Here is a 23,539-nt window from a genome sequence, read left to right on the forward strand (position 1 = left end):
GGCAGCGTGATCGACTCCGAAGACAAGGCGCAAACCCTGCGCGACGTGAGGACGTACCGTCTCGCGCGCGTGCTGGAGCAGTTGAAGCAGGATCGATGCCCCGCGATCCTGCTGTACGACCCCGTCAACATCCGCTACGCGACGGACACGTCGAACATGCAGATATGGACGGCGCGCAATCCGTCGCGCTACATCATGGTATTCGCCGATGGCCGTATCGTCGCGTGGGAGTTCCATAGTTGCGAACACGTGTGGGACGCGCTGGACCTGAGCGTCGAACTGCGCAGTGCAGTGAGCTGGATCTACTTCAATGCGGGCCACGAAGCCGAAAGTCGCGCCGAGCGCTGGGCGGACGAAATCATCGACGTGATCCGCGCCCACGCGCGCGGTGAATGCCGGCTCGCGGTCGATCGCCTCGATCCCATCGGCACGGCGCTTCTCGTGAAAGGCGGCCTCACGCTGCTCGACGGTCAGGCGATGATGGAAGACGCCCGCGCGATCAAGTCGGCGGGCGAGCTCGTGCTGATCGGCGAATCGCTGCGCGCATGCGAGAAGGGCATCGAGCGCATGAGACGCGAGCTGCGAGCCGGCATGACCGAGCAGGAACTATGGGCGCATCTTCACTTCGAGAACATCCGTCACGGCGGCGAGTGGATCGAGACGCGGCTGCTCGCCTCCGGCGAGCGCACCAATCCGTGGATGCACGAATGCTCTTCGCGCGTACTGCAAAACGGCGAGCTGCTCGCGTTCGATACCGACATGGTCGGTCCGCACGGCTACTGCTCGGATATTTCGCGCACGTGGATCGTGGGCGACGCGCGGCCATCGGACGAGCAGCGCAGGTTGTACGAACTCGCCTGGTCGCAAGTCCACTTCAACATGGATCTGTTGCGTCCCGGCATGACGTTTCGCGAATTCAGCGAGAAAGCGTGGAAAATTCCAGAGTTGTATCTGAAGAACCGGTATAGCTGCGTGGCGCATGGCATCGGCATGGTCGATGAATATCCGTCGATCGCGCATCGGGTGGACTGGGACAGCGCAGGTTATGACGGCCGTTTCGAAACCGGCATGACGCTGTGCGTGGAAAGTTATATCGGCGCGGAAGGCGGCAGTCAGGGCGTCAAGCTGGAACAGCAAGTCGTGCTCACGCAGCACGGCTGCGTGCCGCTCACGACATGCGGCTTTGAAACGGACTGGTTGTGACGGAGAATCGAAGCGCCTGGTTACAAGGGAGTCTCTTATGAATCGTCGTCCGGATAACGTGACGGCTTTCATCGCCATTGCGGAGAAGCTGTTCCAGTCGGAGAAACTGCCGGAAGGCGGACGCCGCGTCGCCGCGCGCGTCTTTGAGCGGCTGCAGACGCCATCCGACGACGGCGTGCGGCACCACACGCGCTATCCCGCGTGCGAGTGGCTCGACGCCACGCTTGCACCGTTCATCGACGACGACACCGCTTTCGGCGCCGCCGCACGCGCGATCAAATCGCTCGAACCCGATCTCGGATGGTCTCGCCGCTCATCGGGCGTGAATGGCAGCGACGGTTACATCGACGCGCACGTGCACGGCATGATCTGCGGGCCCGGTGGCGCGGAAAGCCGCTATGACGTGCAACTGGGCTTCTCGCTGATGCTGCCGCACACGCGCTATCCCGACCACAGCCATCCGCCCGAGGAAGCCTATGTGCTCTTCACGCCCGGTGAATTCCGGCAGGACGGCGGCGAACGGATCGATCCGGGTATCGGCGGGGGCATTCATAACGTTCGCAACAATCCGCATGCGATGCGATCGGGTTCCGTGCCGTTTCTCGCCGTTTGGTCGCTGCTGACGAAAGACGGCGACTAGCCAGGCTGCCGTATCGACCTCTCGATACGAATCCCATGCCGCTTCATCTTCGCGTACAGCGCGGGCTTCGACACCTGCAACAGCTTCGCGCAGTTCGTCACATTGAAGCCGCACGCTTCGAGCGCGGCCTGTATCGCGATGCGTTCCGCTTCCTTCAGCGAAACCGGCGCGCCACGATGCGCCGCAGACGCGCCGCCCGTCTGCGCGACAGACGCACCGCCAAGCAACGACGACACATCCGCGATCCGCTCGCCCTCGTTGAAATTGACGATCTTCTCGACGAGATTCTCGATCTCGCGCACATTGCCCGGCCAGTCGTGCGCTTCGAGCTGCCGCAACGCCTCTTCCGCGATCTCGGGCGTCGCCTTGTGCATGCGCGTGCAGTATCGATCGAGAAAGAATGCCGCCATCGCGCGGATATCCTCGCGACGCTCGCGAAGCGGCGGGATCGTGATTTCGATCACATTGCAGCGGTAGTACAAGTCTTCGCGGAAGGTCTTCGCGAGCACCATCGACGCGAGATCGCGATTGCTCGCGCAGATGATGCGCACATCGACGGGAATGCCGCGCGTATCGCCGATGCGCGTGACTTCGCGCTCCTGCAACACGCGCAGCAGCTTCGCCTGCACGTCGATGGGCAGCTCCGATATCTCGTCGAGAAACACCGTGCCGCCATCGGCGGATTCGAACTTGCCAGGGCGGCCATCGCGCGCCGCGCCGGTGAAGCTGCCGGGCGCATGGCCGAACAACTCGCTTTCGATCAGCGCATGGGGTAACGCCGCGCAGTTGATCGCGATGAACGGCTGCGCGGCGCGCGCGCTCGCATTGTGGATCGCCTGCGCGAAGACTTCCTTGCCGACGCCGCTCTCGCCCGACAACAACACGTTCGATGCGCCGCGCGCCGCCTTCTTCGCGGCATCGACGGCGCGCTTCAGACCCGCGCTCGATCCGATCACGCTGCCGAACGTGAAGCGCGCGTGATTGCCCGCGTAGCGCCCGGCCATCTTGCGCACGCGCCGCATCTCGCGAAACGTGTTGACGACCGACACTACTTCGCCGCAGCGGTTCTTGATCGGAATGGCGGTGTCGAGCAGATGCAGATGCCGCGCCGGCGAATCGATGATCAGCTCGCGATCGACATAGCCCACGCCCGTCCGATAAATCGGTCCGACGATCGGCTCGAAGTCGATCACCTCGTTGAGCGTCTTGCCGATGCTCGTCTTCGGATCGATGCCGAGGATGCGCCCCGCGACCGAATTGACGTGCCTCAGCACCTGGCCTCGCCCGAAGACCATCAGACCATCGCCGATATGATCGATGATGGCGCGCTGTTCCTCGACGAGCGTGTCGTAAGCGGCGAGATCGAAGGCGCTGTGCAGCAGGACGTCGAGCGTCGCGCCGAGCAGTGCGATCCACGGCGCGGGCGTCGGATCGTCGGATGAAGGCGGACGCAACGCGACGAGAAAGACACGCCGCCCATGCGCATCGACGCGCAGTGCGAACGCCTGCGCCACCGATGCGGCCGCGCCTTGCATCGACAGCATCACGCAGCGTCCGTCCGATGTCGCCGTCGCCGCTTCCGCGAGCGCGGCGAGGCGCTCGGACGGACACTGCGCGAAGAACGCATCGAGCGTGGCATCGGCGATATGCGCGGCGCCTTCGAGGACATGGCCGCCGCGATCCAGCGTGAAGATGCACGCCTTCGCTTCGCGCGCCGCGAGACGGCGCGCGAAGCTCCAGCGGGGAGACGCGAGCGCGCTCTCCAGCGTGGCGATGTCGGGATCGAGCGCGACGGTGGCCATGTCTCCCTGCGAACGGTCGGGCAACGGCTTCGAATATATCAGGACAAAATCCCGCCGCCCGGCGTCGCGTGGCGCTTCAGTCCTTCTGGGCGATCGCGGTCAGCGCGCCGCCGTTCAGCCGGTACACCGTGACCGGCGCATCGATCCAGTCGCCGTTCGCATCGAACTTCACGGGGCCGAGGATGCTCGCGAACGACTGGTCGCGCAAGGTCTTCACGAACACCTCGGGTTTCGCCGATCCCGCCTTCTGCATCGCGTCGGCGACCACGAGCGTCGCCGCATAGAACGCGGGCGCGTATGTATCGACATCGGCGCTGAACGCGCTCTTGAACTTCGCGCGGAAGGTCTTGCCGTCGGGCAGCGTGTCGAGCGGCGCGCCGCCTTGCGCGCAGAACATGCGCTTGTCCGCGACGCCCGCCGAGAGCTTGTCGAACTCTGGCGAACAGATGCCGTCGCCGCCGACGAGCGTCGCGTTCACGCCGAGCTCGCCCATCTGCCGCGCGAGCGTCGCTGCCTGCGCGTAGTAGCCGCCGTAGAACACGACCTGCGGATTGCGCGACTTGATCTGCGTGAGGATCGCCTTGAAGTCGGTCGACTTGTCGGTGCTGTATTCGCGCGCGACGATCTGCAAGCCCTCCTTCTGCGCGGTCTTGATGAACACGTCGGCGACGCCCGTGCCGTATGCGGTCCGGTCGTCGATCACGGCGGCGCGCTGCGCGCCGAGCACTTTCGATGCATAGACCGCCATGCGCCCGCCCATCACGTTGTCGTTGGTGGCGAGGCGAAACACGTAGGGATAGCCGAGATGCGTGAGATCCGGATTCGACGATGCGCCCGTCATCATCACGACATGCGCATCGTTGTAGATGCGCGCCGCCGGAATGCTCACGCCCGAGTTGTAATGGCCGATCACCGCCGACACGCCATCGTCGACGAGCTTCTGCGCGACGTTCACGCCGACTTTCGGATCGCCCTGATCGTCCATCGAGATCAGCTCGAATTTGACGGGCTTGCCGGCGATCGTGAAGCCTTTCGCGTTCAGCTCGTCGATGGCGAGGCGCACGCCGCGCTCGTCGTCCTTGCCGCTTTGCGCCGCGCTGCCCGTGAGCGGCCCCGCCACGCCGATCTTGACCACCTGCTGCGCCTGTGCAACGTTGCATAGCAACGCAGCGGATGCGACGCACGCCATCGCCATCTTCATCGGTTTCATATCGTTTCCCCAGTCGCTGTGAATGACAGACTATCCAGAACGTCCCGTACCGGCGACAACGTGTCGAACTCGAAATCCGGGCGCGGCTGCCACGTGCCGAGCGTATCGCCGCCGCGATTGATCCATGCGACCGCCATGCCGAGCGGCTTCGCGCCATCGATATCGGCCCAGCTCGCGAGCGAGCAATGCAGCACGTCCTGCGCGGGCAGCGCGAGGCGGTCGAGCGCGAGCGAAAAGATCGCCTGCGACGGCTTGTACGACTGCGCCATCTCCGCCGTCGTCACGTGCTCGAAGTAGCGCGTGAGCTGCGTGCGTCGCCACAGGTCGCTGTCCATGTTGGTGATCGGCATGAGCGGATAGCGCGACGCGGCCCAGTCGAGAAACGGCGCCGCGTCCTCGTGCGCGGGCGATGCCTCGACGAGATGCGTGAGGAACACGTCGGTCAGCGCATCCATCGTGTGGCCGCGGCGCGCGCCGGGCCAGCGCGCATCGAGCACGGCCGCGAGCGCCTGCTGCGCGACATCGCGATAACGCGCGTACGCCTGGCCGCGATAGAGCCGCACATTGCGGATGTCCCAGTCGAGATAGATGTCGAACGGCGCGTCACCGGTTTCGACGGACAGCCGCCGCAGCACTTCCGCCATGCCGAGCGTGCCGCCGCGATCGACATCGACGAGCGTGCCGAAGTAATCGAACGTCAGGGCTTTCGGGTTCATCGTGCGTTCTCCTTGCGCGTCGCGAAGGCCTTCACGCGCTCGGCGGCGTCGGGGTCCGCGAAGGCGTCGATGGTCGCCGCGAATTCGAGTTCGAGACTGCGCGAAAGCGTGTCCGATAGTTCCGCGGTGACGAGCCGCTTGAGGCGCGCGATCGACGTGGGCGACTTATCCGCGATGCGCGCCGCGAGCGTCATCGCCGTGTCGAGCATCGCGCCGCGCGGCACGACGCGATTGACGAGTCCCATCGACAACAAAGACTGCGCGCTTTGCCGTTCGCCGAGCAGCCACAGTTCCATCGCGCGTTGATGACCGATCGCCTGCGGCAACAGATGCGTGACGCCGCCTGTCACGAACTGCCCCCACTCCATCTCCGGAAAGAACGCGACGAGATCGTCGGACGCGACGACCATGTCGCAATTGAGCATCCACTCGAAACCGCCGCCGACGGCGAAGCCATGCACCGCGCCGACGACCGGTTTCGCGTTGAACATCAGATCGCGCGTGATGCGCTGAATCCGTTCGATATGGCTGCGGATGCTTGCATCGCTCGCGCTCTGCTCGCCGAATTCCTTCAGGTCGTCGCCCGCGCAGAACGCGCGGCCTTCGCCCGTCAGCACGATCACGCGGCAGGCGGCGTCATCGTTCGCGCGTTGCAGTGCGTCGTGCAGGTCGTCGAGCAGCGGCCCGCCGATCGCGTTCATGCGCTCGGGACGATCGAGCGTCACGATGCAAACGGGTCCATCCATGCGTGTCTTCACGTAGCTCATGCGGGCTCCTTGTCGATCCAGCGTGTCTTGCCTTCGGTGCGCGGAAAATGCTCGAACGGGACCATCGTGACGCTTGCACTCGCGCCGATGCGCTCGCGCACGGCCGCTTCGATGCGCGTCGCGGCATCGTCCCAGCGTGGCACGGGCAAGCCGTGCGCGGCCTCGACCGTCATCGCGATGCGGTCATACGGGCCCGGGCCTTTCAGCACGATGCGGAACATGCCCGACGCCCATTGCGGCAGCGACTCGACCGCGAGCCGCACCGCGCCCGGAAACACGTTGACACCGCGCACGTTGAACATGTCGTCGGTGCGGCCCGTCACGCGGAAACGCCACGCGCTGCGGCCGTCCGGGCCGGGATCGGTGGCGGTCACCGTGACGACATCGCGGGTGCGATAGCGCACGAGCGGCTGACATTGCTTGCGCAAGTGCGTGCAGACGAGTTCGCCCGTCGTGCCCGCTTCGATCGGCAAGCGCGCGAGCGTCTGCGGATCGATGATCTCGGCGAACACGACATCGCCCGCGTGATAGAGCAGATCGTTGGTCCAGCCGGTCTGCCCGCCGAGAATGCTCAGCACTTCCGAGAGACCGAAGTTCGCGTTGCGCACCTTGAAGCCCCACTTCTCTTCCATCGCCGCGCGCAGCTCGGGATTGTCGAGGCCCGCTTCGCCGCCGAACAAGCCGAGCTTCAGCCCGAGATCGCGCGGCGCGGGGCCGCCGGTTTCGCGCAACACCTGTTCGATCAGCGCGGGATAAGACGGCGTGCAGGAAATCGCGTTGATGCCGAGATTCAGAATCGAGTCGATCAAAAGCCGCGTATTGCCGACGCCGAACGGCACGACCGTCGCGCCGGTGGCTTCGAGAATCGTGTGATCGGTGAAGCCGCCGGTCCACATGCAGTAGTTGAGGCAATGCACGACGCGATCGTCCGGGCGCAGGCCCGCGGCCCACATCGAGCGCGCGCCGACGCGGGCGATATCCGCGGCGTCGCGCGCGCTGTTCGCGAGAATCAGCGGCCGGCCGGTCGTGCCCGACGTGCGATGCAGCCGCGCGATGCCGCCTTCCGCGCACGCGACGTAATCGCCGTAGGGCGACGCGCTTTCCTGGCTCACGCGCAGTTCGTCCTTCTCGGTGAAGGGCATCTCCTGAAGCGTGTCGAGCGTGACGTCGTCGCGGCCGATCCAGTGTGCGAGCCGCGTCCGGTAGAACGCGGACATCGCGCGCAGATACGGCCAGTGCGACGCCCAGAGCGCGTCCTGATGACGGCGCACGTCGGCGGGCGGGAGCGTTTCGAACGCTTCGTCGAAGTAGACGCCGCGCGTCGGGGAATGATCAGCCATGTGCTTTTCTCTCGTCGTGTGGATGCGTCATTCGGTGCGGCGGCGTTTCGCGGCGCGCGCTTCGATCGCGGATCGCTCGACGATGGCGCGCGCGTGACTCGCGGTGCCGACCGGGCCGCCCGCGTCGGAAGCGACGATGTCGAACCAGTACAGCGCGCCTTCGAGATCGCGGAAAGTCGCGGTCGCGGAGACGTCGGCGCCGAGCGGCGTCGGCGCGAGATGATTGAGATGCGTCGTCACGCCGACGGACAGTTGCCCATCGCCGACGGCTTCGCGCAGCGTTTCGGCGCACGCGCGCTCGATCAGCGACAGCAGCGCGGGCGTGGACAGCACGTCGGGATAGCGTTCGCCCGCGCCTTGCGCGTGAGCGGATGCGAGATCGGCGGATGTGACGGTGTGGGTGAGCGTGGCGGCTCGGCCTCGTTCGATCATGTGCGGCTCCGGGTTGTCTGGAGCGCAATCAACGCAAGGCGCGGGCCATATGCGTCAAAGCCCCGGCTGGCGGGGCTTTGCGGGTTTTGCGGATGCGGCGAATCGAAGGAGTGGAAAGATTCTTAACGTTGCGATTCGAAACGGTCGTCGGATTGTCTTACGGTGATGCGCTTCACTTCCCCGGCGTCAGCACCACCCTGAACCGCGCCTTGCCGCTCATCATCCGCGCGTACGCTTCGGCCGCGCGCGACAGCGGAAATTCCTCGATCATCGGCTTCACGCCCGACAGCGCGCTGAACGCGAGGGTTTCCTGCGAATCCGCCGCCGTGCCGGACGGCCAGCCCTGCACCGAGTTGCGGCCCATGATGAACTGCGTGATCGGCACCTCGACGGGCTCTTCCGATATCCCGACCATGATCAGCTTGCCGTTCAGCCCGAGACCGCCGATGGCCGCGTTCATCGCCTTGCCGCTCGTGGCCGTCGCCAGAATGACGCGCGCGCCGCCGAGCGCCTTGAGCGCCTCGGCCACGTTCTGCGATTCGCTGTCGATGTAGTGATGCGCGCCGAGCTGCTTCGCGAGCGGCTCCTTGTCCTTGCCTCGCGCGATCGCCGCCGTCACGAAGCCCATCTTGCGCGCGAACTGCACGCCCAGATGGCCGAGCCCGCCGATGCCGAGAATCGCGACGACATCGCCCGCGCGCGCGCCGCTGTTGCGCAGCGCATTGAAGGTGGTGATGCCCGCGCAAAGGAGCGGCGCGGCATCGACATCGGAGAGATCGTCGGGCATACGCGCGAGCGCTTCCTGCGGCGCGACCATGTAGTCCGCATAGCCGCCGTCATAGCTGATGCCCGGCACCAGCGCGCGCTGGCAAAGCACGAAGTCGCCGTGACGGCAATGCTCGCAATGTCCGCAATGCCCGCCGTGCCAGCCCACGCCGATGCGCTGCCCCTTCTCCCATCCTTCGACGCCCGCGCCGAGCTTCTCGATCACGCCCGCGATTTCATGGCCCGGCACGCGCGGAAACTGAAGGCCGGGCCACAGACCCTCGACGGTCAGGGAATCGCTGTGGCAGATCCCGCAAGCCTGCACCTTGATCAACACGTGTCCGTCGGGCGGCTCCGGCACGTCGCGCTCGACGACTTCCAGCGGACCGTTCGCTTTCGCTACCTGCACTGCCTGCATCGTTGGCATCGCTTGCTCCTTGTCATGGGAGAAACACGCGCGGCGCGGCTGGCACGCCGCAATCGGATGACACGGCCCGGCAAAATCGCAATCCCGACCGCATCGTCGAGGAACGTCGGAGATTGCGATTGTGACAGGTCTCGCGCCGATGCATGCGCCGCGCGGCCAGGCCAACGGAAGCACTCGATGCCGCGAAGTCATCGCGCATTGCCCTACGCCGAACGCAGCGAGCGGAAGCTCGCACGAACCTCGTCCGAGAACGCTTGCGGCTGTTCCCACGCCGCGAAGTGCCCGCCTTTCGGCAGACGGTTGTAGTGAATCAGCTTCGGATAGGCCTTCTCCGTCCAGCTTTTCGGCGCGGCATAGATCTCGTCCGGGAACACGCTCACCGCGACCGGAATCGCAATGTGCTTCGGCGCGAAGAAATTGAGCTTGTTCTCCCAGTACAGCCGCGCCGAGGAAATCCCCGTGTTCGTGAACCAGTAGAGCGAGATGTTATCGATGATGTCGTCGCGCGAGAGACCTTCCGTTTGACCGTCGAACACGCGTGCGATGAGCGCCTGGCTCGCCGCGTCGTGATCGATCATCCATGCGGCGAGGCCGATCGGCGAATCCTCGATGCCATACAGCGTCTGCGGCCGATTCGCCATTTCCTGCGCGTAGCCGAGACCGTGCTTGTAAAAGAAGTCGAGTTGCTCGAACGCGTGGGCCTCGTCCGCCGAAAGACCCGCGGGCGCGGGATCGCCGAACTTGAGGGCGTGCGCGATATCGTCGGGCACCGTGGCCGGCATGTTGGTATGAATGCCGATGAGTTCCGGCGGCGCGATGAGCGCCATCTGCTCGGTCACCGCGTTGCCCCAGTCGCCGCCTTGCGCGACATAGCGCGTATAGCCGAGACGCTTCATCAACGCGATCCACGCGCGTGCGATGCGTTGCGGGTCCCAGCCGGTCGCCGCCGGTTTGCCGGAGAAACCGTAGCCGGGCAGCGACGGAATCACCACATCGAACGCGTCGGATGCCTGGCCGCCGTGTGCCGTCGGATTGGTCAGCGGATCGATGATCTTCAGTTGCTCGATGATCGATCCGGGCCAGCCGTGCGTGACGATGACCGGCAACGCGTTCGCATGTTTCGAGCGAACGTGGATGAAGTGGATGTCGAGACCGTCGATCTCGGTGACGAAGTTCGGCACCGCGTTGAGCCGCGCTTCGACCTTGCGCCAGTCGTAGTCCGTCGCCCAGTGGCGCGCGAGCTTTTGCATCGTCGCGAGTTGCACGCCTTGCGATGCATCGGTGACGGTTTCGCGTTCGGGCCAGCGCGTGGATTTGACGCGCCGCTTCAGATCGGCGAGTTGCGCATCCGGAACGTGCACACGAAGCGGGCGAATGGCGGTCTTGTCGCCGCCCTTCACCTGCACGATTTCCGCGTTGCCCGGAGCCGGTTCGGCGAAGGCGAGACGGCTCAATGCGCCCGCGGCGAGCGTCGCCGCCGCGATGCCGATGAAGTGACGGCGCGACGGCGTTTCGAGAGAAATATCGTTCGACATACAAACCTCCTGAATACTTGAGCGAGGAGGAGCGATGCATGCCGACAAACCCTGGATCGTCACCGCCTCGATGCGCCGCGAAGGGTTTTTCGCAGCAGGTGACGCGATTATGTGCATATGCACATGATGCGTAAACGCAGGCGGACGTACAACACTTTTGTCGGGCGGGAAAAAGTCCCGCCCGACATCGCTTCATTTGTTACCGCGACGCACCGGATGCCACCTGCGCGCCGTTCTGCCGACGCCGATAGACCGTATCGCGCGACGCGAGCCAGTAATAAACCGGCGACGTCAGCAGCAATCCGACGACCCATGACAGATCGGCGCCATCGAGGTACTTCGGCACGGGGCCCGCGTACATCGGCGTATTCATGAACGGAATCTGCACGGCGATGCCGATCGCGTAAGCAATCAGCGCCTGCGGATTGAAGCGCCCGTAGATGCCGCCGTCCACCTGAAAGATCGACTGGATGTCGTACTTGCCTTTGTGGATCACATAGAAGTCGATGAGATTGATCGCGGTCCACGGCACCAGCACGACGAGCAGCGCGAGCACGAGATCGACGAGATTCGCAACGAAGTTCGTCGATGCACCGATCGCGAAGTAGCAGCACGCGAGCAGAATCACGACCGACAACACCGCGCGCGCCTTCGCCGTCGGAATCCAGCGATACGCGAAGGTTTGCAGCGACGTGATCGACGCGAGCACCGCGCCGTAGAGATTCAGCGCGTTGTGGCTGATCACGCTCAACAGGAACAACACGAGCATCGGCAGGCCGAGCGGTCCGGTGGCGAGCTTCACGGCGTCCATCGCGTCGGCGCCGGGCGGCACCGCCAGCACCGCGACCGCGCCGAACACGAACGCGAGCGTCGAGCCGATCGTGCAGCCGAGATACGTCGCCCAGAACGTCGATGCGACGCGCACGTTCGCCGGAAGGTAGCGCGAATAATCGGAGACGTAGGGCGCGAACGCGATCTGCCACAGCGCCGAGAGCGAGACCGTCGCGAGCCAGCCGGCGAAGTCGAAGCCGCCGCGCGTGAGGAAATCGTTCGTCGAGATATGCGTGAGGATGTAGCCGAAACCGACGCAGATACCGATACCGAGCACCCATGTCCCGATGCGGTTCAGGATATGAATGAACTTGTATCCGATGATGCCGATCAGTCCCGATCCCACCGCGCCGATCACGATGCCGACAGGCACCGACACCGACGACTCGATCCCATGCAGCGATTTTCCCGCCAGCACGATATTCGACGCGAAGAAACCCACGTACATCACGCCTGCTATGACGGTCACGAGCAGCGCGCCCCACGAACCGAACTGCGCACGGCTCTGGATCATCTGCGGGATGCCCATTTGCGGACCCTGCGCCGAATGCAGCGCCATCAGCACGCCGCCGACCGCCTGACCGACGATGATCGCGACGATGCCCCAGAACAGGTTCAGATGGAAGATCTGCACGCCGAGCGCGCCGGTCACGATCGGCAAGGGCGCGATGTTTCCGCCGAACCATAGCGTGAAGAGATCGCGCACCTTGCCGTGACGATCCTCGGGCGGCACGTAGCCGATGGTGTGCTTCTCGATCAGCGGAGCAGCATTGCGTTGCGCGTTAGTCAAAGTCGTCTCCTTAATGCGCGCGGCAAAGCGATGCCCTGACGCTCGGGGCGTCGGGGTCGCTTCAGGCGCTTGAGTAATCAGGCAATGGTCGAGAGATGGTCCGCGAGCCGTATCAGCATCGCGTCGCAATCGCGGAGTTGTTCGACGGTCACGAACTCGTCGGGCTTGTGTCCCTGATCCATGCTGCCGGGACCGCATACGACCGTCGGAATGCCGGCGTGATCGAAGAGTCCGCCTTCCGTGCCGAACGCCACCGTGCCGAATTCCGACGAACCGCTGAGCAGCGCGAGCAGGCGCGCGGCTTCGCTGTCGGGCGGCGTCGCGAGTGCGGGATAGGCGGACAGCGCTTCCAGGGTGATGTCGGTGTCGGACTTCACGGCGCGCATCTTCGGCAGCAATTCGGCTTGCGCGTATGTCTGCAAATCGTCGGCGACCGTGCCGGCGTCGAAGCCCGGCAGCGCGCGCACTTCGAAGTCGAATTCGCATTCCGCCGGCACGATATTGAGCGCGCGGCCGCCCTTGATCGTGCCCGTCTGCACAGTGGAATACGGCGGATCGAAACGCGCGTCGTGATGCTCGGGTTGCGCGAGCTTCTCGCCGATCTCTTCCAGACGATTGATGAGACGCGCCGCGTATTGAATTGCATTGACGCCATACGGAGCGTATGCGGAATGACACGGCGCGCCCTTCACCTGACAGCGCATCGCGAGTTTGCCCTTGTGTCCGAGCACCGGCTTCAACGACGTCGGCTCGCCGATCAGACACAGCACGGGCTTGTGCGCGCGTTGCGCCAGTTGCGCGAGCATCGGCCGCACGCCGAGGCATCCGACTTCCTCGTCGTAGGAGAAGGCGAGATGCACGGGCAACCTCAGTTCGCGCTTCAGCAGCATCGGCACCGCGGCCAGCACCGATGCGAGAAAGCCCTTCATGTCGGCGGCGCCGCGGCCATACAGGCGGCCATCCTTCTCGGTGAGGCGGAATGCATCGACGGTCCATGGCTGGCCATCGACCGGCACCACATCCGTATGTCCCGACAGCACGATGCCGCCGCGATCGCGCGGTCCGATCGTCGCAAACAGGTTCGCCTTCGTGCGCTCTGCGTTGTAGAACAGCTCGCTTTCGACGTCATGTTGCGCGAGGTAATCACGAATGAATTCGATCAGCTCGAGATTCGAATCGCGGCTGACCGTCGCGAAACCGATCAGCCGCTCGAGCAGATCGCGGCTCGTCATGTCATTCATCGCCCGGCACTCCGTAGCTCGGCGCGGCGGTCGGATTCAATGCACGGGTCACGTAGTCCTGCATCTGCGGCTTGTACGCCTGCCAGAGACCATCGAGCTTGCCGATGGGATCGTCATCCGCCCAGTCCACGCGCAAATCGACCAACGGCCAGCTTTGCTCGCCCGCGATCTTCAGCGCCGCCGAATGCACGGGGCCCGCTTCTCCGCCCGCTGCGATCGCGGCATGCATCGCCGCGAGAAGCCGGTCCGCGAGATGGCCGGAGGCGTTCTCGAACGCGGGAATCATCGCTTCGATCACGTGAACGCCCGCGAGCATGTTGCCCGCCGCGACGCATTGCCTGCCCGCGACCGCGTGATACGTGCCTAGCGCCTGCTTGCCGCTGAAGAACGCTGTGCGGCCCTGCGCATCGACCACGGTCACCTGGCGATACTCGCTCCATTCGTTTGCGGCCAGCGCGCGATCCAGCGCCGCCGAGGGATCGAGCTTCGCGCTTTCCATGTGGTCGAGAATCTGCGAACCGAGCGCGGGCAGCGTGATGTTCTGCGTCGCGACCGCACCGACGCCCGCGCGCACCCACGGACAACGCGCGCCCACCGCGATGCTCGATGAACTGATCGCGATGCCGAGTTGCCCTGTCTCTTCGCATCGTCCGACGATAGAAAAAGTCATGTGCCCTCCTTTTACGTCGCTCAGGCCTGAGGCGTCCATCCATCGGGAATGACGGCGATCACGTCGATCTCCATCAGCCATTCGGGCTGACCGAGCGCCACCACGGTGAGGCCCGTCGAAATCGGAAACACGCCTTTCAGCCACTTGCCGACTTCGCGATACACCGGCTCGCGATAGCGCACATCGGTGAGATAGGTCGTCGTCTTGACGATGTGCGATAGATCGCTGCCCGCCTCTTCGAGCAATTGCTTCACGTTTTTCATCGCCTGCTCGGCCTGCGCGCGCGGGTCGCCCAGACCGATCAGATTGCCGTCGAAATCCGTGCCGATCTGACCGCGCACATAAACGGTATTGCCCGCGCGCACGGCCTGGCAAAGATCGTTATCGAGCGTCTGATTCGGATACGTATCCTTGGTGTTGAACATGCGGATACGGGTATGCGTGGGTTGGCTCATCGAATGCACCTTGATACGGGATTGTTTGAAATCAGTTGACGCCCATCTCGCTGACCTTGTGCACGCGCGATTCGTCCGGTGCGGCCTCGACGCTTTCGACGCGCGTTTCGTCGTCGTGATGTTGCGGCGCGTCGTAATACGCGAGGTATTTGCGCTGCGTGACGATGTGATCGGCGATATGTTTCGCGTCGTGCCACACGCCCCAGATGAACGCGGAGCCACGGCGCGACAGCCACGGCAAGCCGAGAAAATAGATGCCCGGCTCTTTCGCGACGCCGCGCTGATGTTTCGGCTTGCCTTTGTCGTCGAATGCATCGACTTGCAACCAGGTGAAATCGACGGCATAACCCGTCGCCCAGATGATGGACGTCACGCCCTCTTTCGCAAGATCGAGTTCGAAGAGCGGATGCGTCATGCATTCCGGATCGGCGGGAATGTTGCGGGCTTCGGGCTCTTCGGGAAGATCGAGGCCATTGCGGCGCGCATAGGCGTCGGCGGCATCGAGCAGCGACAGGTAGTTCTCGTCGCCACGGCGGATGTTGTCCGCGAGATCGGCTTCGAATGTGACGCGGGTATCGTCGAACGATTTCGTCAGGCCGACGAGCGTGATGCCCTGATGCGCGAGACGCCTGAAGTCCACCGTATGGCCGCCGCGCGCGCCGCTCACGGCAATCGTCACGTGCTCGCGGCCGGGCTTCATCACTTCCGCGTCCCATTCGCCGAGCACGCCGAGCCACCAGCAGAAGTCGCGTCCCCGATAGCCGCGCGGCGGACGATCGTGCGCGCCTACCGACAGATACACGCGGCGGCCCGCGCGCTGCAGTTCATCGGCGATCTGCACGCCCGACGATCCCGCGCCCACGACCAGCACGCCGCCTTCGGGCAATTGCTGCGGATTGCGATAGTCGGCGGAATGGATCTGCGTGAGCGCTGCGCTCGTCGGCGCGATCGGCGGAATCACGGGGCGCTGGAACGGCCCTGTCGCCACGACGACCCGATTCGCTTCGATCGTTCCTTCAGATGTATCGACGGTAAAGCCCGGCCGCCCTGCATTGCGCACGACCTTCTTTACTTCGACGCCCGTGCGGATGGGCGCATCGAACTTCTTCGCATAGTCGACGAAGTATTCCGCGACCTGCTCTTTCGATGCGAACGCGTTGGGATCGAAATTCGCGAATTCCAGATTAGGGAAACGATCGTGCCATGCGGGACCATTGGCGACGAGCGAATCCCATCGGCCCGTGCGCCAGCGCTCCGCGATGCGATCGCGTTCCAGCACGAGATGCGGCACGCCGAGCTTGCTCAGATGTTCGCTCATCGCGACGCCCGCTTGTCCTGCGCCGACCACGAGCGTGTCGATTGATTTCCTTTCCACTGTCATGGCTATGTCCTTCCGAAAGGCCGTTGTATCCGTGATGTCTTGGTGAAAATCTACGCGTCCCGTCCAAATCTGAAAAATATATTTAAAAAATGCATAGCATCGGATTTGGCTATGCAGTGAATTTTGAGCGCTTCACAATGCGGCCCATCGAAGCATGATCTCAGGAGCATCGTCGATGGAAATTCATCCCTTGCGCTACTCGCTGCGGCAGCTGCGCTACTTTGTCGTCACGGCGGAAGCGTTGTCGTTCACCGCGGCGGCGAAAAGACTGCATATTTCGCAGCCGTCGATATCGACCGCCCTCGCCGATCTCGAAGAATCTTTCGGCGTGCAGCTATTCATCCGACGTCACGCGAGCGGTCTGTCGCTCACGCAGGCGGGCCGCGATCTGCTCGGCCAAGCGCGCAATCTGCTGAAGATCGCGGAAGAACTGCAAATGGCCGCGAAGGAAATGGATGGCGGCATGACCGGCTCCATCGCGCTCGGCTGCCTCGTTTCGCTCGCGCCGCCGTTGATGCCGGGTCTCATCAGCCACTTCACGGCCGGCCACGCGGGCATTTCGTTTCGCACGGTCGAGGCACATCAGGATGGTTTGCTGCGCGGCCTGCATGACGGCTCGCTCGATATCGCGCTCACCTATAGCCTGGATCTGACCGAGGACATCGCCTTCACGCCGCTGATTTCCTTGCCGCCATACGCGATCCTGCCGAAGACGCATCGCCTTGCCCGAGCGCGCAAGGTATCGCTCGCCGACTTGCTGCCGGAGCCTTACGTAATGCTGGATCTGCCGCATAGCCGCGAGTATTTCGCCGCGCTCTTCGATGCGGTCGGCAGCCGCCCCGTGCCCGCGTTTCGTTCATCGCAGCCGGAGGTCGTGCGCGGCATGGTGGCGAACGGTCTCGGCTACAGCATCCTCAATTTTCCGCTCAAATCGAATCGCACGGTGGACGGCGAAGACTTCGTGATTAAGCGCTTCAAGGACAACGTCAACGCGACGACGCTGGGCATCGCGCAATCGCGCACAATGCGCCCGAGGCAGGTCGTGCATCGCTTCTCTTCCTTTTGCGAGACTTATATCCGGCGGCTGCATATCGATACATGATGCGCGCATCGAATGGAGAAGTTATCCGCGCTGCATAGGCAAAAGCTTTGCTTTGTATCCGAAAACAATATTTTGGCTGGCAATTTGGCTTGATAGATTGATGTCCATGCCGAGCGCAACGCCTTGAAACCTCGCGTCGACGCGCTTCCACGGGAAGGAACATGGAGAGCCTCATGACAAGGACGATCGCGGTGCAAACGCTCATCGACCAGATGCGGTCGAATTGCGAACGACCATTCAGCGATGCGCGCGCCATGCCGCCCGGCGTCTATACATCGCCCGAGTTTCTGGCTCTCGAAGAGAGCGAAATCTTCGCGCACGAATGGCAGTGTGTCGGCCGCGCAAGCGCGTTGAAAGAGCCCGGCGACTATCTGACGGCGCAAATCGGCGAACAACCGATCGCCGTGTTGCGCGACGAGCAGATGCAGCTCAAGGCGATATCGAACGTGTGCCTGCATCGCATGTCGGTGCTGCTCGAAGGGCGCGGCAACAAGCGCCGCATCGTGTGTCCGTATCACGCGTGGAGCTATGGGCTCGACGGCGAATTGAAGGGCGCGCCGCTCATGGAGCGGCAAGAGGGCTTCTGCAAGGAAAGCTATAAATTGCCCGCCATTCGCTGCGAAGAATGGCAAGGCTGGATCTATGTGACGCTCGATGAAAACGCGCCGCCTGTTCAAAAGCAACTGGCCGAATTGAGCGAACTCATCGGCGCTTACGGCATGACGGACTACATCGAAACTTTCTATGAAGAGCACGTGTGGGACACGAACTGGAAAATCCTCGCTGAAAATTTCATGGAAAGCTATCACTTGCCGATGCTGCATCGCGCAACCGTGGGGCCGCATTCCAGGCTCGAAGAAATGGAATGTCCGCCAGGCTATCCCGCGTTCAACTATCACTGGATCACGAAGGAAGCGAGCCTGCCGATCGGCAATGCGCATCCGGACAACACGCGCTTGTCGGGTCACTGGCGCAAGACGACCGCGCTGCTCGCGATCTACCCGACGCATCTCGTGACGCTCACGCCCGGCTACTTCTGGTATCTCGTGCTGCAACCGCGCGGCGTCGGGCAGGTGCATATCCGCTTCGGCGGCGGGCTCGCGCCTGAATTCATCGCCGATCCGGAAGCGAACGCGCACATGACGACACTGAAGAAGCTGCTCGACGAAGTGAACGCGGAAGACAGGCGCGGCGTGCAGGCAGTGTTTCGCGGCGTACATGCGCCGCTCGCAAAGCCCGGCAACCTGAGTCATCTCGAACGGCCCAATTACGACTTCGCGCGCTATATCGCGTCGAAGCTCGCACAGCACTGAAAGACAGGACGCGATCACGATGTCAGACCCTTCCTTCATCTCCTTCTCGGGCGTGAGCAAATCGTACGACGGCGCGCACTATGTCGTGGAGGACCTGAACCTCGACGTGCGCAAGGGAGAGTTTCTTTCGCTGCTCGGACCGTCGGGATCGGGCAAGACGACCACGCTTATGATGCTCGCGGGCTTCGAAACGCCGACGCAAGGCGAGATTCGCCTCGATGGCCGGCGTCTCGACGACAAGCCGCCGCATCAGCGCGACATCGGCATGGTGTTTCAGAACTACGCGCTCTTTCCGCATCTGACGATTGCGGAGAACGTCGCGTTTCCGCTTTCCGTGCGGCACGTGAGCCGCGCGGAGCAGAAGACGCGCGTCAAACGCGCGCTGGAGATGATCGAACTGCCGCATCTCGCGAACCGGCGCCCCTCGCAGCTTTCCGGCGGGCAGCAGCAGCGCGTCGCGCTCGCACGCGCACTCGTGTTCGAGCCGAGCGTCGTGCTGATGGACGAGCCGCTCGGCGCACTGGATAAACGCCTGCGCGAAACGATGCAATACGAGATCATGCGGCTGCATCGCGAACTCTCGCTGACGATCGTCTATGTAACGCACGATCAGGCCGAAGCGCTCACGATGTCCGACCGCGTCGCCGTCTTTTCCGATGGCCGCATCCAGCAGGCCGCCACGCCGAGCGAGCTTTACGAGAATGCGCAGAACGCATTCGTCGCGAACTTCGTCGGCGAGAACAACGGACTCACGGGACGCGTCACCAGCGTGAACGACGAATGGGCGACGCTCGCGCTCTCGGACGGCAGCGTCATTCGCGGACGCTGCGAACACGGCCTGCGCGCCGGCGACGAAGCGATGCTCGCGCTGCGCCCCGAACGCGCGCACATTCCGGGCGCGGACGGCGCACAAGCCGACGAGCACAGCAACGTCGTGCGCGCCTGCGTCGAGGAACTCGTGTATTGCGGCGATCATCATCGCGTGCATCTGAAGCTGGGCTCGCGCGATTCTCTCGTCGTGAAAGTGCCCAACACGCAGCGTCATGCGTTGCCCGCAGCCGGAAGCACGATCGAAATTGCATGGCGTCACGACGACTGCAAGATTCTCGCGATGATGGCGCCAAAGAGCGCCCCCGCGATTGCCCCAACCACACCGCCGTCACCTTCCCTCATCTCGACCGCACCCGCAGGAGCCAACTGACATGCGCACCCACATCAAAGCACAATGCGCCGCACTCGCAGTATTTGCGTTTGCAACCATCCCGACACACGCGGCGGAGACGCTCTCTGTCGTGACTTTCGGCGGCGCGTATGAAGCCGCGGCAAAGAAGGCCTGGTTCGAACCGTTCACACAGGCTACGGGCGTGAACTTCTCGACCGAATCGTACGACGGCGGCCTCGCCAAGCTATCGGCGATGGAGCAGGCGAAGAACACGACGTGGGATCTGATCGATCTCGAAACCAACGACGCGATCACCGCATGCGATGAAGGCCTGCTGCAGAAGTTCGACAAGAAGTCGATCGGCAAGACGAGCGATTTCATCCCCGGTTCGATCAGCGATTGCGCGGTCGCGAGCATGGTCTGGTCGACCGTCTATGCCTACGACGTGAGCAAGCTGAAGACCGCGCCGAGCACGGTCAACGACTTCTTCGACTTGCAGAAATACCCCGGCAAGCGCGGCCTGCGCAAGTCGCCGAAGGTATCGATGGAATGGGCGTTGATCGCCGATGGCGTCGATCCGAAAGACGTGTACAAGGTGCTCGGCACGCCCGCCGGCGTCGATCGCGCCTTCAAGAAACTCGACACGATCAAGAAGAACATCGTGTGGTGGGAGTCGGGCGCGCAGGCGCCGCAACTGCTCGCCGATGGCGCGGTCGTAATGGTGCAAGCCTATAACGGCCGCATCGACGATGCCGCGAAGAAGGACAACAAGCCGTTCAAGGCAGTCTGGGATGCGCAGGTCTACGACTTCGAATGGTGGGCGATTCCGACGGGCGCGAAGCACGCCGACACCGCCGCGAAGTTCATCGTGTCGCAGGCGCAGCCGAAGGCATCGGCGGATTTGTCGAAGTACATCGCTTATGCGCCGCCGCGCAAGGACGCGGTTGCGCTCGTCGACAAGCAGCGTCTCGCCGACATGCCGACCGCGCCGGATAACTTCAAGCGCGCCGTGCAGATCAACGCGAATTTCTGGGCCGATAACGCCGACCAGATCAACAAGCGCTTCCAGGTGTGGCTGACGCAGTAACGCCGTTCAAGGACCAGAGGGACCTCATGCCTGCATCGATCCACGCGCCTGCCTCCGGTTCTCCGACGAGAGCCGATGGCCGCGCCTCGTTTCAAAGAGCGCGCCGCCGCGCATCGGTGCAGGCGTTGTTGCTTGCATTGCCGCTGATCGTGTTTCTGCTGTCGACGTTCATCGCACCGATCGCGCTCCTGCTCGCGCGCAGTGTCGAGAACAGGGAAGTGCCGGGCAGCATGCCCGCGCTCACTCGCGCGCTCGATGCGTGGGACGGGCGCGGCGTGCCCGACGAACATGTGTTCGCGCTGCTCGCGGCCGGCCTCAAGGATGCGCAGCAGAGCGGACAGCTCGGCACCGTTGCGCGCAGGCTCAACTTCGCGCAGCCCGAATTTCGCAGCCTGTTGATGCGCACCGCGCGCAGCGTCCGCGACGACGCGCCGCCCGCGTGGAAGCCTGCGTTGATCGAGATGGACGAACGCTGGAATTCCCCTGAAATATGGCGTCTTTTGAAGCGCGCGGCCACATCGCCGACGCCCGACTATCTGCTCGCCGCCGTCGATGCGCAAGTGAAGCCGCAAGGCAACCTCGCCTTCGTGCCGGATAACTCGTCGGTGTATCGGCAGGCGTTTCTTCGCACGATATCGATCAGCGCGTCCGTCACGCTCTTGTGCCTCGTGCTCGGCTATCCGGTCGCGTGGCTGCTCGCCAATCTTCCGGCGCAGAGCAGCAACCGCCTGATGCTCTTCGTGATCGTGCCGTTCTGGACCTCGCTGCTCGTGCGCACGACGGCGTGGTATGTGCTGCTGCAACCGGGCGGCGTCATCAACGGTCTGTTGGCGGGTCTCGGCCTCGCGACGCATCCGGTGCCGCTCATCTTCAATCGTACGGGCGTGTTGATCGGCATGACGCATGTGCTTCTGCCGTACATGATTCTCGCGATCTATTCGGTGATGAAAGGCGTATCGCCCGTGTACGTGCGCGCGGCGCAATCGCTCGGCGCGCATCCGTTCACCGCGTTCGTGCGCGTCTATATTCCGCAGACGCTGCCGGGCGTCGGCGCGGGCTGCTTCCTCGTCTTCGTGCTCGCGCTCGGTTACTACATCACGCCCGCGCTGCTCGGCGGCGCTGGCGATGAAATGATCAGTCAGCTCATCGCGCTGCAAACGAACACGCAGCTCAACTGGGGACTCGCGGGCGCGCTATCGGCATATCTCGTGATCTTCACGGCGATCTTCTATTTCCTGTTCAACCGCATCGTCGGCATCGACCGGTTGCGCTTCGGTTGAGGAGTCTTTCTTCCATGACAGAGCAACGCAACAAGGTGCTGACCGAACGCATCGCATCGCGCTGGGTGCGCGTGCATACCGCGATCGTGCTGTTCTTTCTCGTCGCGCCGATTCTCGCGATCATCCCGCTTTCGTTCAACTCGGGATCGTATTTTTCGTATCCGTTGCAGGGCTTTTCGCTGCGCTGGTACGAGCAGGCTTTGACTAGTTCGGACTGGCAGCGCTCGCTGTTGAACAGCATCGGCATCGGCGCGGCATCGACGTTGATCGCCACGTGTCTGGGCACGCTCGCGGCGCTCGGTCTTTCGCGTTCGCAGTTTCCCCTGCGTTCGGTGATCATGCCGATCATCATCTCGCCGATGATCGTGCCGATCGTCGTCGTCGCGGCGGGCTTCTATCTCATCTTCGCGCCGCTCGGGCTCGTGAATTCGTATCCCGGCGTGATTTTCGCGCACGCGGCGCTGGGGACGCCGTTTGTCGTGATTACCGTGACGGCTTCGTTGTTGTCGTTCGATCAGAGTCTGTTGCGCGCGGCTTCCGGTCTCGGTGCGAGGCCTTGGACTGCGTTTCGGCGCGTGACTTTGCCGCTCATTACGCCAGCGGTCGCCACGGGCAGTGTGTTCGCTTTCGCGACTTCGTTCGATGAAGTGATCGTGATTCTGTTTATCGGCGGGCCGGATCAGCGGACCGTGCCGCGGCAGATGTGGAGCGGTATCCGCGATTCGATCGATCCGTCGATTCTCGCAGTCGCGACGATGTTGATCGTGTTTGCTGTGGTGCTTTTTGCTAGCATCAATTGGTTGCGAGGGAGGGCGGCTGCGGCTAGTCGTGGGGGCGTTTGATGGGGTTTTTTTCGTCGCCGGATCCCGGTTTCTTATTGGTCTATTAGCTCTGCCCCTGTGCGGGGCGGCAGTCACTTTCTTTGCTGCTGCAAAGAAAGTAACCAAAGAAACAGCTTTCCCCAGCCTAAGCACTTCACGCCGGCCGCGGCACAGGCGATTGGCTGAATGGCCCGGCAATAGAGAGTGCCCTCACAAGCAGATAAGGGCTTGGACCGCGCACGGTCTGACTCATCGCACCACTCAATAAACTGGTTCAGCACCAAATAGCTCCGGCCCGCTAAGCGGCCGATGGGTCAATCGGGTGTGCGCGTGCTTCTTCGATGGCTTCCCTTGCATACCCGACGGCAGCGCGTAGCGCTGTGCCGAAGCTCTTTCGTGCTGAACCAGCGCCCTAAAACAACTAGCGCGTCAGACCGTGCGCGAGCCAAGCCCGATTGGGCCTTTGGGGGCGACACTTAGGCGAGTGCCACGGGCGGCTGGCAAGCATAGCCAACGTGCGTGTGACCGCGGGCTTAAACGAGCTGCTTTCTTTGGTTACTTTCTTTGCA

Annotated in this window: 21 protein-coding genes; 8 read left to right on the plus strand and 13 right to left on the minus strand. The window is 63.4% G+C overall.

The genetic code is table 11. The features are described from left to right. Window positions 1-6: 6 nt before the first annotated feature. Together QCE73_RS18810 and QCE73_RS18815 are read left to right on the plus strand one after the other, a co-directional pair. The gene (locus QCE73_RS18810) at window positions 7-1,203 is read left to right on the plus strand and encodes a Xaa-Pro peptidase family protein (RefSeq protein ID WP_309882973.1); all 1,197 of its coding nucleotides are present in this window, start codon (window positions 7-9) and stop codon (window positions 1,201-1,203) included. 37 nt (window positions 1,204-1,240) lie between these two features. Then, complete coding sequence (locus tag QCE73_RS18815; RefSeq protein WP_309882975.1) at window positions 1,241-1,843, plus strand: dimethylsulfoniopropionate lyase; 603 nt, start codon at window positions 1,241-1,243, stop codon at window positions 1,841-1,843. On the opposite strand, the gene QCE73_RS18820 is transcribed toward QCE73_RS18815, so the two are convergent. The 13 genes from QCE73_RS18820 to QCE73_RS18880 all read right to left on the minus strand — a co-directional run bounded on the left by QCE73_RS18820 (window position 1,840) and on the right by QCE73_RS18880 (window position 16,205). Further along, the gene (locus tag QCE73_RS18820) at window positions 1,840-3,645 is read right to left on the minus strand and encodes a sigma 54-interacting transcriptional regulator (RefSeq protein ID WP_309882976.1); all 1,806 of its coding nucleotides are present in this window, start codon (window positions 3,643-3,645) and stop codon (window positions 1,840-1,842) included. The two genes, QCE73_RS18815 and QCE73_RS18820, sit on opposite strands and share 4 nt — an antisense overlap. A 76-nt stretch (window positions 3,646-3,721) precedes the next feature. After that, window positions 3,722-4,855 carry a branched-chain amino acid ABC transporter substrate-binding protein gene (locus QCE73_RS18825; RefSeq protein WP_309882978.1) on the minus strand — a complete coding sequence of 378 codons (1,134 nt, stop codon included), beginning with the start codon at window positions 4,853-4,855 and terminating at the stop codon, window positions 3,722-3,724. Then, a complete protein-coding gene (locus QCE73_RS18830) occupies window positions 4,852-5,571 on the minus strand; it encodes an HAD family hydrolase (protein ID WP_309882979.1) in 720 nt (239 codons plus the stop codon). The genes QCE73_RS18825 and QCE73_RS18830 overlap by 4 nt, the downstream gene beginning before the upstream one ends. Beyond that, window positions 5,568-6,338 carry an enoyl-CoA hydratase/isomerase family protein gene (locus QCE73_RS18835; RefSeq protein WP_309882980.1) on the minus strand — a complete coding sequence of 257 codons (771 nt, stop codon included), beginning with the start codon at window positions 6,336-6,338 and terminating at the stop codon, window positions 5,568-5,570. The genes QCE73_RS18830 and QCE73_RS18835 overlap by 4 nt, the downstream gene beginning before the upstream one ends. Beyond that, a complete protein-coding gene (locus QCE73_RS18840) occupies window positions 6,335-7,678 on the minus strand; it encodes an AMP-binding protein (RefSeq protein WP_309882981.1) in 1,344 nt (447 codons plus the stop codon). The genes QCE73_RS18835 and QCE73_RS18840 overlap by 4 nt, the downstream gene beginning before the upstream one ends. Window positions 7,679-7,705: 27 nt before the next feature. Next, window positions 7,706-8,110, minus strand: a complete 405-nt coding sequence (locus tag QCE73_RS18845; protein WP_309882982.1) for a thioesterase, FlK family — start codon at window positions 8,108-8,110, stop codon at window positions 7,706-7,708. A 172-nt stretch (window positions 8,111-8,282) separates the two neighbouring features. Continuing rightward, a complete protein-coding gene (locus tag QCE73_RS18850) occupies window positions 8,283-9,302 on the minus strand; it encodes an alcohol dehydrogenase (protein WP_035500373.1) in 1,020 nt (339 codons plus the stop codon). Window positions 9,303-9,505: 203 nt separating this feature from the next. Beyond that, the gene (locus QCE73_RS18855) at window positions 9,506-10,837 is read right to left on the minus strand and encodes an epoxide hydrolase (RefSeq protein ID WP_309882984.1); all 1,332 of its coding nucleotides are present in this window, start codon (window positions 10,835-10,837) and stop codon (window positions 9,506-9,508) included. A 199-nt stretch (window positions 10,838-11,036) separates the two neighbouring features. After that, window positions 11,037-12,458, minus strand: coding sequence for a cytosine permease (locus QCE73_RS18860; protein WP_035500369.1), 1,422 nt, complete (start codon window positions 12,456-12,458; stop codon window positions 11,037-11,039). Between the two features lie 77 nt (window positions 12,459-12,535). Beyond that, window positions 12,536-13,699 (minus strand): acetylornithine deacetylase, encoded by a 1,164-nt coding sequence (gene argE, locus QCE73_RS18865; protein WP_309882986.1) that lies wholly within the window; start codon window positions 13,697-13,699, stop codon window positions 12,536-12,538. Continuing rightward, entirely contained in the window at window positions 13,692-14,369 is a 678-nt protein-coding gene (locus tag QCE73_RS18870; RefSeq protein WP_309882987.1) for a DUF1028 domain-containing protein, read from the minus strand. The genes argE and QCE73_RS18870 overlap by 8 nt, the downstream gene beginning before the upstream one ends. Window positions 14,370-14,389: 20 nt before the next feature. After that, window positions 14,390-14,824 carry a RidA family protein gene (locus QCE73_RS18875; protein WP_035500367.1) on the minus strand — a complete coding sequence of 145 codons (435 nt, stop codon included), beginning with the start codon at window positions 14,822-14,824 and terminating at the stop codon, window positions 14,390-14,392. Between the two features lie 31 nt (window positions 14,825-14,855). Beyond that, window positions 14,856-16,205: an NAD(P)/FAD-dependent oxidoreductase gene (locus QCE73_RS18880; protein WP_309882988.1), complete on the minus strand. Its 1,350-nt coding sequence runs from the start codon at window positions 16,203-16,205 to the stop codon at window positions 14,856-14,858. A 175-nt stretch (window positions 16,206-16,380) separates the two neighbouring features. Between QCE73_RS18880 and QCE73_RS18885 the strand changes: the two genes are divergently transcribed. The 6 genes from QCE73_RS18885 (at window position 16,381) to QCE73_RS18910 (ending at window position 22,991) form a co-directional block, all read left to right on the plus strand. Continuing rightward, window positions 16,381-17,307, plus strand: a complete 927-nt coding sequence (locus tag QCE73_RS18885) for a LysR family transcriptional regulator (protein ID WP_029672430.1) — start codon at window positions 16,381-16,383, stop codon at window positions 17,305-17,307. Window positions 17,308-17,480: 173 nt separating this feature from the next. After that, entirely contained in the window at window positions 17,481-18,620 is a 1,140-nt protein-coding gene (locus QCE73_RS18890; protein WP_309882990.1) for an SRPBCC family protein, read from the plus strand. A 19-nt stretch (window positions 18,621-18,639) separates the two neighbouring features. Continuing rightward, the gene (locus tag QCE73_RS18895) at window positions 18,640-19,821 is read left to right on the plus strand and encodes an ABC transporter ATP-binding protein (RefSeq protein WP_035500364.1); all 1,182 of its coding nucleotides are present in this window, start codon (window positions 18,640-18,642) and stop codon (window positions 19,819-19,821) included. Window position 19,822: 1 nt separating this feature from the next. Further along, window positions 19,823-20,869, plus strand: a complete 1,047-nt coding sequence (locus QCE73_RS18900; RefSeq protein WP_309882993.1) for an ABC transporter substrate-binding protein — start codon at window positions 19,823-19,825, stop codon at window positions 20,867-20,869. Between the two features lie 26 nt (window positions 20,870-20,895). After that, window positions 20,896-22,149, plus strand: a complete 1,254-nt coding sequence (locus QCE73_RS18905) for an ABC transporter permease (protein WP_309882995.1) — start codon at window positions 20,896-20,898, stop codon at window positions 22,147-22,149. 14 nt (window positions 22,150-22,163) lie between these two features. Next, window positions 22,164-22,991, plus strand: coding sequence for an ABC transporter permease (locus tag QCE73_RS18910; protein ID WP_309882996.1), 828 nt, complete (start codon window positions 22,164-22,166; stop codon window positions 22,989-22,991). Window positions 22,992-23,539 lie beyond the last annotated feature (548 nt).

The sequence above is a fragment of the Caballeronia sp. LZ029 genome, from assembly GCF_031451275.1.
GTDB lineage: Bacteria > Pseudomonadota > Gammaproteobacteria > Burkholderiales > Burkholderiaceae > Caballeronia > Caballeronia jiangsuensis.

Coding starts and splice junctions, on each gene's coding strand:
- QCE73_RS18870 (WP_309882987.1), bottom strand. CDS start 14,369: ATGACTTTTTCTATCGTCGGACGATGCGAAGAGACAGGGCAACTCGGC.
- QCE73_RS18850 (WP_035500373.1), bottom strand. CDS start 9,302: ATGCCAACGATGCAGGCAGTGCAGGTAGCGAAAGCGAACGGTCCGCTG.
- QCE73_RS18845 (WP_309882982.1), bottom strand. CDS start 8,110: ATGATCGAACGAGGCCGAGCCGCCACGCTCACCCACACCGTCACATCC.
- QCE73_RS18830 (WP_309882979.1), bottom strand. CDS start 5,571: ATGAACCCGAAAGCCCTGACGTTCGATTACTTCGGCACGCTCGTCGAT.
- QCE73_RS18835 (WP_309882980.1), bottom strand. CDS start 6,338: ATGAGCTACGTGAAGACACGCATGGATGGACCCGTTTGCATCGTGACG.
- QCE73_RS18895 (WP_035500364.1), top strand. CDS start 18,640: ATGTCAGACCCTTCCTTCATCTCCTTCTCGGGCGTGAGCAAATCGTAC.
- argE (WP_309882986.1), bottom strand. CDS start 13,699: ATGAATGACATGACGAGCCGCGATCTGCTCGAGCGGCTGATCGGTTTC.
- QCE73_RS18875 (WP_035500367.1), bottom strand. CDS start 14,824: ATGAGCCAACCCACGCATACCCGTATCCGCATGTTCAACACCAAGGAT.
- QCE73_RS18905 (WP_309882995.1), top strand. CDS start 20,896: ATGCCTGCATCGATCCACGCGCCTGCCTCCGGTTCTCCGACGAGAGCC.
- QCE73_RS18840 (WP_309882981.1), bottom strand. CDS start 7,678: ATGGCTGATCATTCCCCGACGCGCGGCGTCTACTTCGACGAAGCGTTC.
- QCE73_RS18885 (WP_029672430.1), top strand. CDS start 16,381: ATGGAAATTCATCCCTTGCGCTACTCGCTGCGGCAGCTGCGCTACTTT.
- QCE73_RS18815 (WP_309882975.1), top strand. CDS start 1,241: ATGAATCGTCGTCCGGATAACGTGACGGCTTTCATCGCCATTGCGGAG.
- QCE73_RS18890 (WP_309882990.1), top strand. CDS start 17,481: ATGACAAGGACGATCGCGGTGCAAACGCTCATCGACCAGATGCGGTCG.
- QCE73_RS18880 (WP_309882988.1), bottom strand. CDS start 16,205: ATGACAGTGGAAAGGAAATCAATCGACACGCTCGTGGTCGGCGCAGGA.
- QCE73_RS18900 (WP_309882993.1), top strand. CDS start 19,823: ATGCGCACCCACATCAAAGCACAATGCGCCGCACTCGCAGTATTTGCG.
- QCE73_RS18855 (WP_309882984.1), bottom strand. CDS start 10,837: ATGTCGAACGATATTTCTCTCGAAACGCCGTCGCGCCGTCACTTCATC.
- QCE73_RS18910 (WP_309882996.1), top strand. CDS start 22,164: ATGACAGAGCAACGCAACAAGGTGCTGACCGAACGCATCGCATCGCGC.
- QCE73_RS18820 (WP_309882976.1), bottom strand. CDS start 3,645: ATGGCCACCGTCGCGCTCGATCCCGACATCGCCACGCTGGAGAGCGCG.
- QCE73_RS18825 (WP_309882978.1), bottom strand. CDS start 4,855: ATGAAACCGATGAAGATGGCGATGGCGTGCGTCGCATCCGCTGCGTTG.